Origin of the sequence: Pantoea sp. Aalb (assembly GCF_009829985.1) — a bacterium.
Lineage (GTDB): Bacteria > Pseudomonadota > Gammaproteobacteria > Enterobacterales > Enterobacteriaceae > SZZU01.
In genome coordinates this window covers 88,622-108,100 of the sequence record NZ_SZZU01000002.1, presented here as the reverse complement: position 1 = coordinate 108,100, position 19,479 = coordinate 88,622, and the positions used below count along the sequence as shown (strand labels likewise).

Below are 19,479 nucleotides of genomic sequence, written 5' to 3'. Positions count from 1 at the left end.
AATATTAATTTTCAAATTTATTGGTAATAATCTTTTCTATAATTAAATATTATTTTTTATTAAAATAATATAGCTAACTATAATTAAGAAAATTTAAGTATATTTAATACTTACTATAAAAAATTAGTAAAATACTTTATATATTAAATTAAATAATTATAAATCTAAAGTTATAAATTTTTTAAACAAGCCAAAAGCTTTTGGTAAATGTTACTAAAGTATGTATTAGTGCTAATGATTAAAATAGAGTCACCTAGCTAGGCTGCTTTCACTACTATTTCTAATAGTACATCAATATCTGCACTTCAATGTGCAGGCTGTATCCATGAATTAATAATATCTAATGCTTGCTATTAGCTATCATGTAGCTATTAGCTATCATTTAATTAAAAAAAACACTTCATCAGCACGCCCTAATGATAGCCCTATCTCGTGATTATTTATACCTATTTTCATGGTATTAGAATTTAGTTCTACTATTGCCAAAATATGTGCAGTGCCTCCAATTTTACTACGTAACGCTGCTAACGTAGCAAGAATAGCTATAGGATGATTAGCAAAATCTTCTTATATACTTTAATTCCATTTAATACCCCACACAATTCAATACGACGACGTACATTAATAAATTTATTAAGAGCTTGACTAGCATCAGATGGCTTAACTCCAACATGACGAGTAGCAGCAATTGCCATTAAACCATTATGCATATTATGCTCTCCTATTAGATTCTAATTTACTTTTGCTATTTTTTTATTATTAAACCATATTTCCCAACAAGATGCATCTAAAGTAATTTTTTTCGCTTGCCCTTGACTATAAAAACCTATCATTCCCTGTTCGCTCCAACATCCCATTGCCATCACTTGCTTTAAGTGATTATCATATTTTGGTGATAAAATCTTTCCATAATCTGGTACAGTATAAATTAAATAATGAAATTATTTTTGAATTGAGTATAAATCATTAAAAATATCTGCGTAGTTAAATATAAGATTATTAAGTATTAATGTACGAGGGCAATAATAAATAAACTGAAAGCGTTTATCAAAAAAGCGCTATCATATTCATCTGCTTCAACAACAAATAACGTACTTTTTCCTAATTGAGCTAAAACATTAAAATTTCTAGGAATATCTTAGATAGTAAATCCAGGTTCAAATCCATAATATTCTAAAATCCATGCTATCATTCCTGCAGTAGTAGTTTTTCTATGAGTACCTGTTACTGCAACTACCCAACGATCACCTAATATAAAATCATGCAACCATTGTGGACCAAAAATAAGGTATATTACGTTCTAAAACCATTTATATACATAGATTACCACGATTAATTGAGTTACTAAACTAATAATAACTATATCTGGAATTGGATTTAATTGACTTGTATGATACAATTTAATCAATTTAAATGATTGCTTTTTTAAAATTTTACTTGCTGGTGGATAAAAATTAACATTTGTACCAGTTGTGATGTCCTAATGAACGAGCTAGTATTGCAATTCCACTCATGAAAGAACCACAAATCCCAATGATATGAATATGCATACAAGAGATCCATTACTTAAAAATTTAGTAAATTCTCACTTTCAGTGATTTAACAGACTTTAATAAAAAGTAAATAAATTTATTATTAGTCATAAGCGATACTTATTTCATTTTATTCATGGATTAAATGATAACAATCATTTCTTATTTACTTACTTTAAATATTTAATTCATTTATTTATATCAATAAAAAGATTAAAAAAAGGAAATTAGATTAGTATTTATTAATTCCAATTTATTCTCACTAAAAAATATAATGTTACGACTAGCAATAAAGCAATTTATAATGTCTTAACTGAAATAGTATCTAGTAAAATAATATTTTATTACTTACCGTAGCTAATAAATTAGCGATGATTTTAAAAATTTTAGTAAGTAAGAGTAATATTTATTATTAATTAAATAAGATTTAAAACTTACATTTATTGTAAATAATGTATATTATAATAAATAAATAAATAAAATAATACTATTTAAAATTAATCGTTATAACATGCGCTATTATCAAGGTAAAAATTATGGCTAATTATGATTCAACTATTATTATTATTTGCCTTGCCGTTCTTAGCTATTTTGTACATAATAACGCTGTTACTATTTCCATTTTAATTTTACTAACGATTCAGTTAACTCCATTATCTCAATTATTACCATATATTGAAAAACACGGTATCTACATAGGTATTATTATACTCACTATATCAGTAATGGCACCTCTAGCAAGTGGTTCTCTAACAAGTTCTTCTTTATTAAAATCTTTTTCTAATTCACAGTCAATTTTAGCAATTATTATCGGTATTTTTGTTGCTTGGCTAGGAGGGCGCGGCATTCATTTTATGACAGTGCAACCATCTATAATAGGTGGATTATTAATTGGTACAGCAATCGGTGTAGCTTTCTGCCGTGGTGTACCAGTTGGACCATTGATTGCTGCTGGTATCGTTTCTTTATTTTTTACGACAAGATAAATATCTAATAATTTCATACATTAAAAATGTATGATTAATTTTTTTAGATGATATAGTAATTTTAATTTAATAGAATAGTTTAAGGATATTTAAATGTATTTAAGCCAAGAAATACCTACAGGTAAAAATGTACCGGAAGATATTTATGTTATTATAGAAATTTCTGCTAATAGTAATCCAATAAAGTATGAAATAGAGAAAAATTCTGGTGCATTATTTGTAGATCGTTTTATTCCTAGTACCATGTTTTATCCATGTAATTATGGTTATGTAAATAATACGTTATCTCTAGATGGTGATCCAATTGATGTATTAGTCCCATCTCCTTATCCTCTTAATCTTACATCTATAATCCTTTGTCGTCCCATAGGAATATTAAGAATGATTGATGAATCGGGAATAGACACAAAAATAATTGCTGTACCTCATACAACAGTGAGCAAACAATATGATGATATTAAAGATATAACAGATCTTTCAAAATTACTCCGTTCTCAAATTACTTACTTTTTTGAACATTACAAAGATCTAGAAAAAGATAAGTGGATAAAAATTGAAGGATGGGATGATGTAAAAGCTGCAAAAGAAGAAATTATTTCATCTATTAAACGTGCACAAAGAATAAATTAATTTTTTAATATAATTTATTTTCTTCTTAGTAAGAATTACATGTGATTATTACTAATCAATAGATTAGTACATTTTTTATATTAGTTAAACATTATTAATATAAATACTCAAATACAGTCAATTAATATTTTTATCACTATTTATTAAATTTTCAATTTTTCTAAATTTAAATGAATTATTTTAATATAAAAATTAATTAATCAAAATTCAAATTGATATATTAAATCTATTGCTTGATTAAGCCCTGATATAATTTCTAAATAAAATTTAGGCATAAGACGATAACGAATAGTGAATGTAGACAGTGAATTAAATATTCCAATATCATATTTTACTTGTAAATTCGGTAATAAATAACCATTTAGCTGTACTTGACGACTATTACCAATATTTAGTACAAGACTACTAATACCAAATCTTTGTCCAATTTCAGTGATAATATGTTCACTTTTTGCAATTCCTATACTAATAAATATTGAAGTTAGTACATTAATATCACTATCTCTACTGAATTCTTTACCATGTAATAAATAAGAGAGAGCTTCTTGTTTGGACATTACTGGATTTGAAAAAACTTCTATTTTAGGCGCATTAATTAAACCAACAACATGCAATCCAGAGGTCACATTATTTTTAGTAATACTAGGATTACGAATCGCTTCTAAATTAATATAAGGATTATATAGTGGTCCTGAAAATTGTAATTCACCTTTGCGGACAATTAAATCTTGACCATATGCTTGAAAACGACCAGAAGAAATATTAATGTGTCCATGTAATCCAAAACCAGTATTATCTTGTATTAGTTTAAGATTACCATGTAATTTACCATTTAATCCAAACGCAGAAAACTCTATATTATTCCCAAGATGAACATTTAAATTTAAGTTAATAGGTATTATAAAATTTTTTGGTTTTTTAATAGATTGTAACTTTTTATCCAGCATTACTTCATCAGAAGATACACCATTAACTCTTGCAGGTACTTTCTGAATTTTAATATGTGCACTAGGAATATCAAACGTACCTTTTATACTTAAAATAAATGGATTAATTTCAACTAATATATAAGGAAATATATCCATATTTATAATAGACGGTATCACTATGTGCATATGATTGCTTTGTACAGTAGTACGTATATACCAATTATCTAATTGATTCCAATTAGCATCGCCATTAAGATGGATATTACCTTCTTTTGTTTTTATAGATCCTTTAATTATAGCATTAACACCTATAAAAAGTATTTTAAAGTTAGAAGCTATAATATTAATTGGTATCGCTTTATTTTTAAATTTTACATTAACCAATCCTAATTCACCAAATAATTGTGGATGTTGCAAATTACCTTTTAGAAGTAAATAACTATTTACATTACCTTTAATATTAGAAATATTATTGAATATAGTATTAAACATACTTAAGGAGATATTCTTTACATTAATTAAACCTGCAATATAATCTTTGTTTTCTTTGTAATCATGAATTACTTGTATATTACCTTTTAATTGACCGTTATGAACTATACTTATTAACCATTTTAAATTAAATTCGTTATTATTATGCAATGTAGCATTTATCTTAAATGTTTCACATATCACTAGTAATATGTTGTCTTGAATGTCTTGGCTAACTTTTATATTTTTCCCCGTTAAAGAAAGATTAACTATTGGTAATATACTATTAGGATTCCAATAAATAAATGTATCCCCATTTATCATTCCATTAATCGTAATAGAATAATTAAATAAAGATTTTACCATTGCAAGATCAAAGTTATTCATCACTATATGCAAATATCCTTTTGGACCTATTTTAATAGGTTTTGGAATACATAGCTGAGATTTCATATTTTGCCAACAATGTGGTTTAATTATAATAGTGTGAATGCTATTTAAATAGTCGATTGATATTGATTGCATTAACTCCCAGTTACCTATTAAAGTATTAAGTCGTGTTTTTTGTATTTTTCCATACCAATGTCTATTTTTTCGATTAAATTGACCATGTAATAATAATAAACCTGATATATTAGGAGTTTTTATATTAAGAGTGATATGATGTTGTTGCTCATTACCATTAGCAAAAAATATTAAAGAATTTAATTGGCTTGTATCTTGTTTTAATTTTTCTATATATAATTGTAACTTTCCAGTAATTTGATTACTAGATTTTAGATTACTTTTCAGTAATAAACGATGAATTTTTAATTTTTTCCAACGAAATTCATTTGCACTAATCTTAGCTAATAGTTGAGGAGAATTGAAAGTTCCACCTATTTTTATAGTACTTTTAATCATACCTCCTAAATTTGGTAAAGTATGATTAAGTTTTAAAGCATCGATATTTATATCTAAATTTAATTTATTACCTAACTCACCTTTTATAATTAAAGAATTAAGACCAAAAGTAACATTAATACTCGGTATTTTCCAAAAATAATTACTATTACCTATAAACGAACCACTAGCATGCATTAAATTATTTCTAATATTACCATTTACAATAAACTTAAGAATACTAAATGACCAATTAGGACTATCTAAGATCCCACAAGCTAAAATTTCACCATTAAGCTTTGTAGGCCATTTTGGATAATGATTTATAAGATCTATATTAGAGAAATTTAAATTACTATACCAGTTGATATTTGTATTCCAATCCACTAAAGCGGTTAAATTAATATAACTTTTCGAAGATATTAATTGTAATTTATCAAGCCTTAATTGTTTGAAATTACCTCGAGCATTTAATACTATATTAGATAATGGTATTATATTACTTTTAAATATAGTACGTAATGACATTATATAATCATTAACTCTACCGGTTAATTTATAATTGAAATTATATACTTGATATTGTACTGAATCACTTAACGGCCAGTGTAATTCTGAACTACTAATTACTAAAGATAAAGGTAATCCCACCTTAGATAGTTGTAATACTGCATCAAGTTGAGCACACATTGGACCTAATAAAATCATCCTTATTTTAAGATTATCATATATTTCTCCAGTAAGATTTAATTTAATTTTTTCATTTATGAAAGACAAAAAATGTACTTTACTAGTCAGTATGAATTTTATTGGCCAATTATTAATTAAATTAATATTACCATTAGCAATTAAATTGCCATATGACGAATTAATAAACAAAGTTGTAATTTGTATATTCCTATTAATCATTTGTGCTTTTAAAAAAAATAAATTAATAATAAATAAATTAAAGCCATTAGTTATTTTTATATGATTAATTAATAATTTTTGTAATATAATATTTATAGGTAATTCAATATTACGATAATCTGGTATAATTTTTTTTAAAAAAATGAATTTCAGTTTTTTATGGATATCTTGTACATTAAAATTTTCATGAGAGTCTTTTAAATCTAATGCTTTCTTATTGAACCCTTGAGTTAATTTTGGTAGTATTACTAGTAAATTTTCGATATAAGATGGTAATAATGTTATCGTATGATCTTTTAAATGAACACTAGCAGCTAAATTCCTAAATGAAATGATCATGTCATCATTTCTTATATTTACATGCTGTATTGTTATTTTATTAAAAGTAATAGAAGATTTTTTAAAAAAAATGGCATTCCAGATAACTTTATTAAAGATATTATCTTCTTTTTTTAATTTTTTATTAGTAATTAGTTTGTTGTTAATTACTATTTTAATGTCTTTTATGACAAAATTGTCAACACAAATTAATGAGTGTAATAAACAATTAAGTTTAAGTTTAGAATGGAAATGTTCTACATTAATTTTAATTCCTGGTATTTCATAGGTAATAGAACCCAATGTTAGATTTTTCCAACTACCATGGATATTTTGGATAGATAATCCAGGAACTAAAAAATTAGTACCTTTGAATAGTAAATGTAAACCAGTTGTTGTTCCTATCATAAAAGCGATGGTACTACACAAAAGCATGAAAAAAATACTAATGATAATTAGACTTTTTTTCCATAGCTTCATAACTCAAGCCCTAGTCCTACATAAAACTGCAAACAATGTTCTTTATTATCAATAGGTAGAACAATATCAAACTTAATTGGTCCTAAAGGGGATAACCAACGAACTCCAATACCAGTACCTATTTTAAAATGATTATCTCGAAGATCATTAACAGCTTCACCAGAATCAATAAAAATAGCACTCCACCATTTATCTTTTAAGTTATATTGATATTCTAAAGATCCTGTTAGTAATTTTGAAGCACCTATTAAATGTCCATTTCTATCATATTGAGCAACATTTTTGTATTTATATCCACGAATACTATGGTCTCCACCAGCAAAAAATCGTAAAGTTGGTGGAATTTTATTAAAATTATTAGTTTCAATCCAACCAAAATTAGCGCGTACTAAAAATCGATGCTTTTCACCTAATGTACGAATCCATATATTTTGTGCCTGGAAAATCAGAAATTCGACATCAGATCCCCAAATAGGATTAGATATATCCACTAAATATAATTGTTCATCTCCCCAAGTAGGAATTAATCCACCGTATGAATGGATTCTTTTTAAACTAATACTTGGATAAATTAACATAACATTATTAGTTGTTAATTCTCCTTGAGTAAAATGATCAAAACTCCAATGTAAACTTATTTGCTTTTGCCAATTGCTATCTTCTAAATTACGAGATATAGTCAGTATAGTTGAATTTGATTTAAGTTCATTAATATTACTATACTTTATACCACTAGCAATGGTATAGTAATGTTCGAGAGGACTTTCTAATAATGGAATTTTATACCTTAAATCTATTTGTTGTTCTAGTGGAGAAATATAGGTATTGGTAGTTAAATTACGACCTTTATTATCTATCAAAGGTTTTTCCCACGTACCTTTAAGGCGAAAACCTACATCCGTAGAATAACCTATGCCGGTCTTAATAAGATTTTCAACGTTCGGTAATAAAAATGCATTTAAAGATAATATCTTATTGGTACTAGCTGTACGAATTTCCGGATTTATTATTACTGACTTAAACCAACCGGTTGCAGAGAGACGACGATTTAATTCTGCTAAAATATATGAATTATAAATATCGCCTTTTTTATATGGTATAAGATTTTTTAAATAAATTACATCAACTGGAGAACCATAAAAATTTATATCACCTAAGTGATAACGTAAACCACTATCATAATCAATATTCCATAATGCTTCATGTCGTTTAATAGAAACAGCCAATTGAGTCTGCTGAAATTTAGCGTCAAAATAACCATTGCTTAGTGCTAAATTAGAAAGTTCATTTTTAAATTTTTCATAGTCTTCATGATTAAGTTGAGTACCAACTTTAAGCTTACTTGATTTTATTAATGATTGATAATTAAGATCTTTTTTTGCTTCTCCATTTAAATTAATATTAGTATTAATTATCTTTATGGGTTTACCAGCATTAATATAAATAACTAAAATAGGTATTTTATTATGGGATAAAACTATAAACCATTTAAAATTAATATTAGGTTCATAATATCCAAATGCACGTAATCCTTCTTTAATCGATTTTAATAGTTTTATTTGAAAAATATTATCATGTAATCCTTTATTTATTATTTCTTCATTATAAATAATAGTAGATAAACGCGACGTAATATTTTTTTTGAAATTTTGATTAACTCCATCAATATTTAAACATATTTTAGATGCTTCAACCGGTGTAAATATTAGGATAATCAAAAAATATATATAATTTTGTAGCAAACTTTACTCCTGTTAATCACTGTAATCATGTATTTTACAGGTGCTTTAATTCGCTTAGAATATAATTCTATATTAATAGTGCATATAATGAATTTATCTGATAAGTAATTAAATAAAATAGCTAATTGAGCAATTTCCTTAACTATTATGAGTAAATAGATTAAATATAAATTATTCTTTTTTTATTAAAAAATTTTTTTTAAAGAGAAATAAAACATTAATAAATAACTTTATTAATTTTATTTCTATAATTAATTATAGATTAATGAAATATAAAATCATAAAATTTATTACATTGTAATAATAAATAGATACTAAAATATATTAATTATGAATATAATTCATATCAATTATGATTATAAAAAGATATAGATAGATATGTAAGGAATTTAGATAGCATATAGAGAGATTATTTTAAATTATTACTGAAATAGTATATTAATAGTTTTTATATGAAGGTAAAGAAACACAAAATCCATCATTAATAAACGATTCACGCGGTGAATAATCCAAATTTTTACCTTGCCAATTATATACATGTGCACCAGCAGCAATTGCTATTGCATGTCCTGCTCCTGTATCCCAAATATTAGTAGTTCCAAATCGCGGATATATTTGTGCTTTTCCTTCCGCTATAAGGCAAAATTTCAATGATGAACCAATTATAATTATTTTATGTTTGCCTAATTCATGTAAGTATTCTTTTAATTCAATATCTGTATGATGTGAGCGGCTTACTACAACTAGTGGAGGAGAATTTAAATGTGCATGAATCTGTATTTTGTTAGTTCCTTTTTGCTTCCACGCTTTACCTTCAGCTGCAAAATATATGACTTCAAAAGCTGGAGCATATACTACTCCTAATATTGGTTTTCCTTTATTAATCAAAGCAATATTTACGGTAAACTCACCATTACGTTTAATAAATTCCTTAGTACCATCAAGAGGATCTACTAACCAATATTTTTCCCAATTTCGACGATCATGCCAACTAGGTGGATTTTCTTCAGAAATTATAGGTACTTCTGGATATAAATCTTGAATTTTTTGCACAATAACTCTATGTGCTACTTTATCTGCTTTAGTAATTGGTGATTCATCTAATTTATATTTGACATCTATATGTTCTTTATCATTATAAACTTGCATTATAGCTTTACCAGCATCAATAGCTATCTGACATATTTTATTTAACATTTTTTATGTTTTCATCTCGGTATTTAAATTATTTATTTTTATATATATTATGAATTAATAAATATTATATGATAGAAAGACGAATTTTATTTATTGCTAGCTTTTTAAATTTAATAAAATACTAAAATAGTAAAAATAACAATATTTTTGAAGTAAGAGCGGAATATATAAATTAGAATTTATAGGTTAGGAATAATTCATTTATTTAGAACGAACAAATATCAACGTAGTAACAAAATAAATTTATTTAAGAAGATAATAGATATGTGAAATTATATACTATTAGACTATTAGGTCAACTAAAAAATGTTTTATTTACACTAAAATAATAATAATTAATTATTTAATATTAAATAATTAATTAGGAATAATATTATTCAGCAATAATATTTACAATTAACTTAACAAATACTTCATTATGAAAGTGAAATTCAACTTCATGTTCTCCAATATGACGCAAAACTCTATGAGATAATTGAACTTCGTTTTTCGAAACGTCAATACCTGCTGCAGTGACAGCTTTAGCAATATCACGTGCACTAATGGAACCAAATAACTTACCTTCACTTCCTGCTTTACACTTAATATTGATAGCACCTAATGATCTAATTTTTTCTGCACGGATATTAGCAATTCTCACAATATTAAATTGTTTAGCTTCTAATTCAGCACGACGCTCTTCAAAAAAAATAATATTTTTTTTAGTAGCAGGAACAGCTTTACCTTTTGGAACTAAGAAATTACGAGCATATCCAGCTTTTACTTTAACTGTATCACCGATATTACCTAATTTAACTATTTTATCAAGCAGAATAACTTGCATTAATTTATATCCTTAACATTATAATAGATAATATTTTATAGTTTATACTTTATTATTGGTGTCGGTCGGTATAAGGCAACAAAGACAAGTAACGTGAAATTTTAATAGCACGGCTTAATTGTCGCTGATATTTTGCTCTAGTACCAGTAATACGACTTGGTACAATTTTACCACTTTCACTTATATAATTTTTAAGTGTTGATATATCTTTATAATCAATTTCTTTAATACCTTCTGAGGTAAAACGACAGAACTTACGACGACGGAAATGACGTATCATTTTATTAATTTCCAGAATTATTAGAATATTTTCTATAATAATTAATTAAAATTTTTAAAAGTAAGTTTTATATAAAATTACTTTATGTGTATTATAAATGCCTAATTAGATTACTTTTTTAACTGTTTTTTTATACGATAATAAATAAACTAACCTTGTTTACTACTATGCTTAATCATCAACATTATTTTCAATATCAGAATCATTTGATAATTCATTAACAAAACCATCACGACGTTCACGACGTTCTTCTTTTAATTTAATCATTAGAGAAGTATCACTTATAGGATGTTTAACACGCATAATCATATTTCTAATAATAGCATCGTTAAAACGAAAACTATTCTCTAATTCTTCGATTAAGCGTTGACTAGCTTCTATATTTATAAGCACATAGTGTGCTTTGTGTAGTTTATTTATGGGATAAGCTAATTGACGTCTTCCCCAATCTTCTAAACGATGAATTGTACCCTGTAAATTACTAATAGTTGTAGTATAACGCTCAATCATCGCTGGAACCTGTTCGCTCTGATCGGGATGAACCATAAATACAATTTCGTAATTACGCATCAGTGCTCCTTATGGATTATAGCCTTCTAAAGGCTCGGTTAAAATCTCTACAACCTATGAAAGCAAGGAACTTTAGTCAGGTAAGCATGTAGGATATTACATCAATTATCTAATCAAACTTATACAATGTATTATTAATGATAAAAATTATTTCATATAAAATATATATATTAAAGATAATATCATATATTGATATATATAAAACATATTTTTATTAAAAATAAAAATAAATGTTTTAAAAGATAATATTATCAATGAATTTAGTATTCATAAACATAAAAAATTGTATATAATTACACTATAAATGATAAATATTTTCTTTTAAAGATTAATATAAATAATAATTATTGTTAAAATCGATATTTTTTAATGTTTTGTACAAGAAAGATAAATATTTAAATAAATATAATGTTATTTTTGATTATCTACTATAGATATTATTTATTACGTTGACGAACTGCTTCAAATAAACAGATACCATTTGCAACTGATACGTTTAATGAAGTTACACTACCTACCATAGGAATACTAATTAACTCATCACAATGTTCTCGTGTTAAACGACGTATTCCTTTTTCTTCTCCACCCATTACTAAAGCTATCGCACCATTCATATGACTATCATAAAACATTCGATCTGATTTTTCAACAGTACCAATGATCCATATATTATATTCTTTTAATAAGCAGATAGTACGTACTAGATTAGTAACACGAATTAAAGGTATATTTTCTGCGGCTCCGCTAGCAACTTTTTTTACTGTACAGTTAAGATCTGCTGAACGATCTTTAGGGACAATAACAGCATGTACACCAGAAGCATCAGCATTACGTAAGCATGCTCCTAAATTATGTGGATCAGTTATCCTATCTAAAATAAGTAAAAAAGGTTTCTCTATCAAATTAAGTAAATTAATAAGTTCGTATTCCTGATGTATTTTACTTAATTTAATATTAGCTATAATACCTTGATGTACAGCTCCTTTTACTTGAGAATCAAACCATTGACGTTTGGCAAATTGAATAATAATTCCATGAGATTTTAACTCAGTTATCAAACATTGCATGCGACGATCATCTCGTCCTTTAAGAATAAATACTTTTTTAATAAGCTGTGGATTTCGCTTCAATAATGCATGTACAGTATGAATACCAAAAATGATTTCTCTCATCACTTAACTCAACATCAAATATCAATTTGCAACAATTAACTTAGTACAAAAAAATATAATTTCTTTGAAATATTTTTTAAAGATATGGTCTTATTTTTTTAATTGTACTATAAAACTTTATCTATTATTTTTTTATATATAAAAAACTAATTCTAAATTAAATTTATTTGTTTATTTAATTTTAAAAATTATAGATGCTTCTATTATTTATTTTACATTTATGACGAAATATACGTTGCCTATTACTAGAAATTAAAGAAAAGTCAATTTTACGTTCTTCTATATGTACTTTATCTACTTGGACTTCTACTGCATCTCCAAGACAATAAATACAACTTCCAGATTCACCAATCAAACGTTGTCCGACTGAATCGAAATGATAATAATCGTTATCTAGTACAGAAACATGTACCAAGCCATCAATACATAGATGATTTAAACGCACAAAAAAACCAAAACCAGTAACACTCGAAATAATTCCATTAAATATCTTTCCAACTTGATTTTGCATGAAATCACATTTCAGCCAATCTGAGACATTACGTGTAGCTTCATCAGCACGACGTTCAGTCATAGAACAATGCTTACCAAATTGAAGCATCTGCTGTAAATCATAGTGATAACCGCCTGTAAATGTACTATTATTTACAATAATGTTACCTGATTTTTTTGCTATAATATACTTAATTGCACGGTGTAATAATAAATCTGGATAGCGGCGAATCGGTGATGTAAAATGTGTATAAGAAGCTAATGCTAAACCGAAATGACCACGATTTTTAAAATCATATACAGCTTGTTTCATTGAACGCAATAACATAGTATTCAACATTTCTGAATCATCGCGATTAATAGTTTGCTTTAGTAAATGAGCGTAATCAATTGGCTTAGGTTTTGCACCACCAGAAAGATTTAAACCTAATTCTTTTAATACGCTACGAAAACTACTAATACTATCATCACTAGGATAATCATGATCACGAAATAATGAAGGTTCTTTATTTTTTTCAACAAAATGAGCCGAAGCAATATTAGCTAATATCATACATTCTTCTATAATTTTATATGCATAATTAGGTACAATACGCTCAATACGTTCAATACGACGATTAGTATTGAAAATAAATTTCACTTCTTCAGTTTCAAAAGAAATACCTCCACGTTCTTTACGTGCTGTTTCTAATACTTTATATACTTGGTATAGATTGTTAAGATGCTTTATTAAAGTAGAATACTGCTTACATAATTTTTGATTACCTTCTAAAATATTCCACACTTTTGTATATGTAAGACGAGCATGAGAATTAATCAAAGCTTCGTAATGCTTATAACTAGTCAATTTTCCGTGTATAGAAACAGTCATTTCGCAAACCATACATAATCTATCTACATGTTGATTAAGTGAACAAACTCCATTAGATAAAACTTCTGGTAGCATTGGAATTACTTGTGAAGGAAAATATACTGATGTACCACGTTGATAAGCTACCTTATCTAACTCAGTCCCGGGACGAACATAATAGCTTACATCAGCAATAGCAACCAACAATCGCCAACATCCATTACTTTTTTTCTCACAATATACTGCATCATCAAGGTCAAATGCATCTTCATTATCAATAGTAACAAATGGTAGCTCGCGAAGATCACGTCTATTTTTCTTAGTAACTTCAGGTATATATTCTTTTTGAAATTTAAAAGTTTCTTTTAATACCTCTTCTGACCAATTATATGGAATTTCATGAGTACGCAAGGCTATATTTATGGCAAGTTCTGTACCCATGTTATTACCTAGTACCTCAGTTATTTTACCAATTGCTTTAGTATGGCGTATCGCACGCTTAATAATTTCTACCACTACGATTGAACCTATAATAGCATTATGCTCATTTCCTTGAGGAATAATGATATCGAAATTTAAACGGTTATCATCAGGTACTACAAAACCAATACCAGAATTAATTAAATAACGTCCAATAATTTGACTATTACGAGGTTCTAATATACGTACTACTCTAGCATTACACCGATTTTTATTATCTAGATTACCAGGTTGAGCTAATATTATGTCGCCATGTAAACAAAATTTCATCTGTACGTGAGATAAGTAAAAATCATGTTTCTTACCTTCAACACGTAAAAAACCATAACCGTCACGATGTGCTATAACTTTACCACGTAGCAAATCAAGCCTCTCTGGTAAAGCATAACATTGTCGGCGAGTAAATATCAATTGACCATCTCGCTCCATAGCACGTAATCTCCGACGCAAGGCTTCTAATTGCTCTTGATTTGAAATATTTAATTTTTGTGCTATCTTATGACGACTAGTTGGTTTTTTGCGTTTTTTTAATACAGTCAAAATAAATTCACGGCTAGGAATAGGGTTTTTATATTTTATAGCTTCTCTCTCCTTAAATGGATCTTTCAACATAATGATTCCTTTAATCTCATTAATTTAATTGTTACTAGTTTTTTATCTTAATATGAAATTATGTATAGTCTGCTATTATAAATCAATGTATAGTGTTTTTATTAATGTATAATGTTTTTATTTAAGATGAATTAGTTTTTGTTTATTTATATTAATTAATAAGATTTATTTGATTAATTAAATACATTAATAATTATTAGATGAAGTTACTAAATAGCTAATTATCTAGAATAGATTTATAATCTATTGTATTGTTTAAAGCAGTAATATATTTATTAAAATTAAATTAAATTAAATTAAATTAAAGATAAAATATAAGCCGGATTAAAATCTTAATCCGGCTTATTAAATCATAAATTAAATGGATCACGTATAATCATAGTCTCATTGCGATCTGGACCAGTAGAAATAATATCAATAGGTATATTTGTTACTTCCTCTATGAGCTTGATATAATCACGTGCAGCTTGTGGTAGTTCTTTAATATTTTTTAACCCAAAGGTTTTTTCATTCCAACCTGGTAATGTTTCATAAATAGGTTCAATATATTCTCCACTTTTGACTGATTGTAATGAATTAACTTTACGTCCATCTGACATGCGGTACTCTACACACACTTTTACTTCTTTGAGACCATCTAATACATCTAACTTTGTCATACAAAAGCCTGATATTGAATTTATTTGAATTGCACGTCGTAAAGCAACTGCATCCAGCCAACCAGTACGACGACGACGTCCAGTAGTTGTACCAAATTCATGTCCTTGTAAACAAAGAAATTCACCTATTTCATCAAATAATTCAGTGGGAAATGGTCCTGAACCTACACGAGTAGAATATGCTTTTACCACACCAAGTATATAATCAATATAACGTGGACCGAAACCAGTTCCAGTTGCTACACCACCAGCCGTAGTACTAGAGGAAGTTACATATGGATAAGTACCATGATCGATATCGAGTAATGTACCTTGTGCACCTTCAAACATAATTAAATCACCACGTTTACGAGCACTATCCAATAACTCAGATACATCGACTGCTATACTAGTTAAACTTTCGGCCAGCAACATTACATTATTTAATACTTTTTTATAATCCACAGGATTTTCTTTATAATAATAAATTAATTGAAAATTATAAAAATCAATAATTTCTTTTAATTTATCTGCAAAATTTTTTTGATGAAAAAGATCAATTACTCGTAAACTACGACGTGCAACTTTATCCTCATAAGCTGGACCAATTCCTCGTCCTGTAGTACCAATAGCTTTAGCAGCACTTATTTTTTCACGTGCTAAATCCATAGCTATGTGATATTGTAAAATTAAAGGACAAGCTTCAGATATAAGTAGACGTTTACGTGCTGGTATACCACGATCTTCTAAAAATTTTATCTCTTTTATTAAAGCTTCTGGAGATAATACAACACCATTACCAATAACGCTAATGACTTCTTCATGTAAAATACCTGATGGAATTAAATGAAGAATAGTTTTTTTGCCATTGATCACAAGTGTATGACCTGCATTGTGACCTCCTTGGTAACGTACAACGTATTTTGCACGCCTTGTTAGAAGGTCTACGATCTTACCTTTACCTTCGTCACCCCATTGGGTGCCAAGTACGACGACGTTCTTACTCATTTTAAAATTACCGATTGCTTAAAAATAGATTTTATCATCTGTTTTTTCCACTTTCAGTATTTTTTACTATAATATATATTTTATTTTAATATTGAAGAAGATAGACTATATATTTAGTTTTTTAAAAAATTAGATAAATTTTTAATTTATGCCTTATTTAAAGGAATAAGGTGGTTTCATATAATAGAAAAAATCGTTTTTTGGATCTAATATTAAGATATCCTGATTATTAGAAGAAAAACTATTTTCATATGCATGTAGACTACGAATAAAAAAATAAAAATCTGGATCTTGGTTGAATCTAGTAAATATTCTTGCTGCTTCAGCATCACCTTCACCACGGTAAATAATAGCCATACGTTGTGCTTCTGCTAAAGTATGAGTAGCCTGATAGTCTGCTGTAGCACGTACTTTCTCTGCTTCTTCTAACCCTTGAGAACGTTGACTACGTGCTACAGTTTCACGTTCAGCTCTCATCCGGTTATAAATAGCATCAGATACTTCAATAGGTAGATTAATTTGTTTAATACGGACATCAACTACATGAATACCTAGTGCAGCCATACTATTTTGATTTGATAACTCTTTAGTATTAGTTCTAAGTTTTATTTTGGCTACATCTGTGCTAGTAATAATCTTGTCAGTAACTTTTTTTGTATCTTCTATATCATTTTGTTCATTTGTTCTACCACTATTAAGTGCATTACGGACATCAATAGTTAAACGACCTCGAGAATCAGTGACAATATCTTTAACATCTAAACGTCCTATATCAGAACGTAGTCTATCATTAAATTTACGCTTTAATAATACTTCAGCTTGAAAAATGTCTCCTCCATTTGTTGTTAAATAGTATCTACTAAAGTCAGTAATACGCCATTTTATATAAGAATCAATAATTAAATCCTTCTTTTCTTTTGTTAAAAACCGATCAGCCTGGTTATCCATAGTCTGAATTCTAGCATCTAGATATTTTACTTTTTCAATAAATGGAATTCTAAAGTGTGGCCCAGGCATAAAATTTTTTGGTCTATTTTCATCATCACGCACAACTTTACCAAAACGTAGTACGATACCACGTTGACCTTCTTGTATAATAAAGAATGAAAACAATAATAAAAATACTGGTATTATCATCGTAAATACAATTATTGATTTACGCATTATCTAATCTCTCCTTTAATATTAGGTTTCCGCAAAGCATTCAGCCGTCTTTGATCCATAATATTTGAGTTTTGTACTAAAATATTATTAGAGTCTGCATGATGGGAAGATGACGGAAATATTATTTTTGATTTTTTAAGATCACTAATATCCTTAGATTTTTTACTATCTTCGTCGTACTTGAATTGATCAAGAGGGAGGACCATTAAATGATTACTACTATCATTAATTAATATTTTATGGGTATGACTTAATATACGTTCCATACTTTCAATATAAAGACGTTTTTTCATAATTTTTGGATTAGCTTTATATTCTATTAACATAGTGGAAAAACGCGTTATTTCGCCTTGTGCTTCTAATATTGTACGTTCTTTATAAGCACGTGCGTCTGAAAGAATACGCTGAGCTTGACCATTAGCACGTGGTTGTACCTCATTTGCATATGCTTCTGCTTCTCGTACATATTGTTCACGGTTTTCAAGTGCAGCAATTGCATCATCAAAAGCAGCTTTAACTTCTTCTGGTGGACGTGCTGTTTGAAAGTTTACATCTAATAAAATAATACCCATATCATATGGACGAATTGTTCTTTCAATTTCACGTTGAGTTTCACTACGGACTACAGTACGTCCTGCAGTTAAAATACGATCCATAGTAGATCTTCCAATAACTCCGCGTAATGCACTATCTGTAGCTTGACGTAAGCTATCGTCTGCATTAGTTACAGAATATAAATATTTCTTTGGATCAATGACTCGATATTGTACGTTCATTTCTACACGTACTACATTCTCATCCGAGGTCAACATCATACCTGATGTTCCCAGTTGACGAACAGCTTCTACATTTACTGCTTGTACTTGTTCAATAAAAGTAGGCTTCCAATTAAGACCTGGCTGAACAAGGTGAGTAAATTTACCAAAACAAGTTAAAACACCACGCTCTGCTTCTTTAATTGTATAAAAACCGCTAGATATCCATAAAATAGTTATTAATAGAATTATCATGGTCAAAAATTTACTACTACCAACCCCACCTATTTTATTACTTATTTCACGAAAAAGATCATCAATATCATGAGATGGTTGATTATTTTTTCTTTGATTCTTTCCTTCTGGATTAATACGGCTCTTACCCCACGGATCGCGGTCCTGTCCGTTATTTTCAGGTTGATTCCACGCCATGTTATCTAGACTCCATTTATTATTTTTATGTATATGTTTTATAACATAGCGTATATCTTATGTGATAATATATACGCTGTTATGTTATATTATGTTATGTTATGTATGTTATAGTAAATTTTTTTAA

13 protein-coding genes and 1 pseudogene are annotated in these 19,479 nt (G+C 27.5%); 2 read left to right on the top strand and 12 right to left on the bottom strand.

Annotation, left to right across the window (positions count from 1 at the left end; genetic code table 11):
- Positions 1–170: 170 nt before the first annotated feature.
- Positions 171–1,550 (bottom strand): annotated as a pseudogene (gene mpl, locus FD728_RS02930) (UDP-N-acetylmuramate:L-alanyl-gamma-D-glutamyl-meso-diaminopimelate ligase).
- Positions 1,551–2,068: 518 nt separating this feature from the next.
- On the opposite strand from mpl, the gene FD728_RS02925 reads away from it, so the two are divergent.
- Together FD728_RS02925 and ppa are read left to right on the top strand one after the other, a co-directional pair.
- Positions 2,069–2,518: a DUF441 domain-containing protein gene (locus FD728_RS02925; protein ID WP_159934664.1), complete on the top strand. Its 450-nt coding sequence runs from the start codon at positions 2,069–2,071 to the stop codon at positions 2,516–2,518.
- A gap of 93 nt (positions 2,519–2,611) precedes the next feature.
- The gene (gene ppa / locus FD728_RS02920) at positions 2,612–3,148 is read left to right on the top strand and encodes an inorganic diphosphatase (protein WP_159934662.1); all 537 of its coding nucleotides are present in this window, start codon (positions 2,612–2,614) and stop codon (positions 3,146–3,148) included.
- Between the two features lie 200 nt (positions 3,149–3,348).
- Here ppa and FD728_RS02915 read toward each other — a convergent pair whose 3' ends face one another.
- The 11 genes from FD728_RS02915 to hflK form a co-directional block, all read right to left on the bottom strand.
- Complete coding sequence (locus FD728_RS02915) at positions 3,349–7,137, bottom strand: translocation/assembly module TamB domain-containing protein (RefSeq protein ID WP_159934660.1); 3,789 nt, start codon at positions 7,135–7,137, stop codon at positions 3,349–3,351.
- Positions 7,134–8,879 (bottom strand): autotransporter assembly complex family protein, encoded by a 1,746-nt coding sequence (locus tag FD728_RS02910; RefSeq protein WP_159934658.1) that lies wholly within the window; start codon positions 8,877–8,879, stop codon positions 7,134–7,136. The genes FD728_RS02915 and FD728_RS02910 overlap by 4 nt, the downstream gene beginning before the upstream one ends.
- A gap of 438 nt (positions 8,880–9,317) precedes the next feature.
- Entirely contained in the window at positions 9,318–10,076 is a 759-nt protein-coding gene (cysQ, locus tag FD728_RS02905) for a 3'(2'),5'-bisphosphate nucleotidase CysQ (protein WP_159934656.1), read from the bottom strand.
- Positions 10,077–10,449: 373 nt separating this feature from the next.
- The gene (rplI, locus tag FD728_RS02900; RefSeq protein ID WP_159934654.1) at positions 10,450–10,899 is read right to left on the bottom strand and encodes a 50S ribosomal protein L9; all 450 of its coding nucleotides are present in this window, start codon (positions 10,897–10,899) and stop codon (positions 10,450–10,452) included.
- Positions 10,900–10,951: 52 nt separating this feature from the next.
- On the bottom strand, positions 10,952–11,179 hold the full coding sequence (gene rpsR, locus FD728_RS02895; protein ID WP_159934652.1) for a 30S ribosomal protein S18: 228 nt from the start codon (positions 11,177–11,179) through the stop codon (positions 10,952–10,954).
- 171 nt (positions 11,180–11,350) lie between these two features.
- A complete protein-coding gene (rpsF, locus tag FD728_RS02890; RefSeq protein WP_159934650.1) occupies positions 11,351–11,749 on the bottom strand; it encodes a 30S ribosomal protein S6 in 399 nt (132 codons plus the stop codon).
- 437 nt (positions 11,750–12,186) lie between these two features.
- Complete coding sequence (gene rlmB, locus FD728_RS02885; RefSeq protein WP_159934648.1) at positions 12,187–12,921, bottom strand: 23S rRNA (guanosine(2251)-2'-O)-methyltransferase RlmB; 735 nt, start codon at positions 12,919–12,921, stop codon at positions 12,187–12,189.
- A gap of 181 nt (positions 12,922–13,102) precedes the next feature.
- Entirely contained in the window at positions 13,103–15,355 is a 2,253-nt protein-coding gene (gene rnr / locus FD728_RS02880) for a ribonuclease R (RefSeq protein WP_159934646.1), read from the bottom strand.
- 350 nt (positions 15,356–15,705) lie between these two features.
- A complete protein-coding gene (locus FD728_RS02875; protein ID WP_159934644.1) occupies positions 15,706–17,001 on the bottom strand; it encodes an adenylosuccinate synthase in 1,296 nt (431 codons plus the stop codon).
- A gap of 153 nt (positions 17,002–17,154) precedes the next feature.
- Positions 17,155–18,165: a protease modulator HflC gene (gene hflC / locus FD728_RS02870; RefSeq protein WP_159934642.1), complete on the bottom strand. Its 1,011-nt coding sequence runs from the start codon at positions 18,163–18,165 to the stop codon at positions 17,155–17,157.
- On the bottom strand, positions 18,165–19,352 hold the full coding sequence (gene hflK, locus FD728_RS02865; protein ID WP_159934640.1) for an FtsH protease activity modulator HflK: 1,188 nt from the start codon (positions 19,350–19,352) through the stop codon (positions 18,165–18,167). The genes hflC and hflK overlap by 1 nt, the downstream gene beginning before the upstream one ends.
- Between the last annotated feature and the right edge of the window lie 127 nt (positions 19,353–19,479).

Bases quoted from the DNA above. Each gene is read 5' to 3' on its own strand.
- FD728_RS02925 (WP_159934664.1), top strand. From the start codon at position 2,069: ATGGCTAATTATGATTCAACTATTATTATTATTTGCCTTGCCGTTCTT.
- ppa (WP_159934662.1), top strand. From the start codon at position 2,612: ATGTATTTAAGCCAAGAAATACCTACAGGTAAAAATGTACCGGAAGAT.
- FD728_RS02915 (WP_159934660.1), bottom strand. From the start codon at position 7,137: ATGAAGCTATGGAAAAAAAGTCTAATTATCATTAGTATTTTTTTCATG.
- cysQ (WP_159934656.1), bottom strand. From the start codon at position 10,076: ATGTTAAATAAAATATGTCAGATAGCTATTGATGCTGGTAAAGCTATA.
- rplI (WP_159934654.1), bottom strand. From the start codon at position 10,899: ATGCAAGTTATTCTGCTTGATAAAATAGTTAAATTAGGTAATATCGGT.
- rpsR (WP_159934652.1), bottom strand. From the start codon at position 11,179: ATGATACGTCATTTCCGTCGTCGTAAGTTCTGTCGTTTTACCTCAGAA.
- rpsF (WP_159934650.1), bottom strand. From the start codon at position 11,749: ATGCGTAATTACGAAATTGTATTTATGGTTCATCCCGATCAGAGCGAA.
- rlmB (WP_159934648.1), bottom strand. From the start codon at position 12,921: ATGAGAGAAATCATTTTTGGTATTCATACTGTACATGCATTATTGAAG.
- rnr (WP_159934646.1), bottom strand. From the start codon at position 15,355: ATGTTGAAAGATCCATTTAAGGAGAGAGAAGCTATAAAATATAAAAAC.
- FD728_RS02875 (WP_159934644.1), bottom strand. From the start codon at position 17,001: ATGAGTAAGAACGTCGTCGTACTTGGCACCCAATGGGGTGACGAAGGT.
- hflC (WP_159934642.1), bottom strand. From the start codon at position 18,165: ATGCGTAAATCAATAATTGTATTTACGATGATAATACCAGTATTTTTA.
- hflK (WP_159934640.1), bottom strand. From the start codon at position 19,352: ATGGCGTGGAATCAACCTGAAAATAACGGACAGGACCGCGATCCGTGG.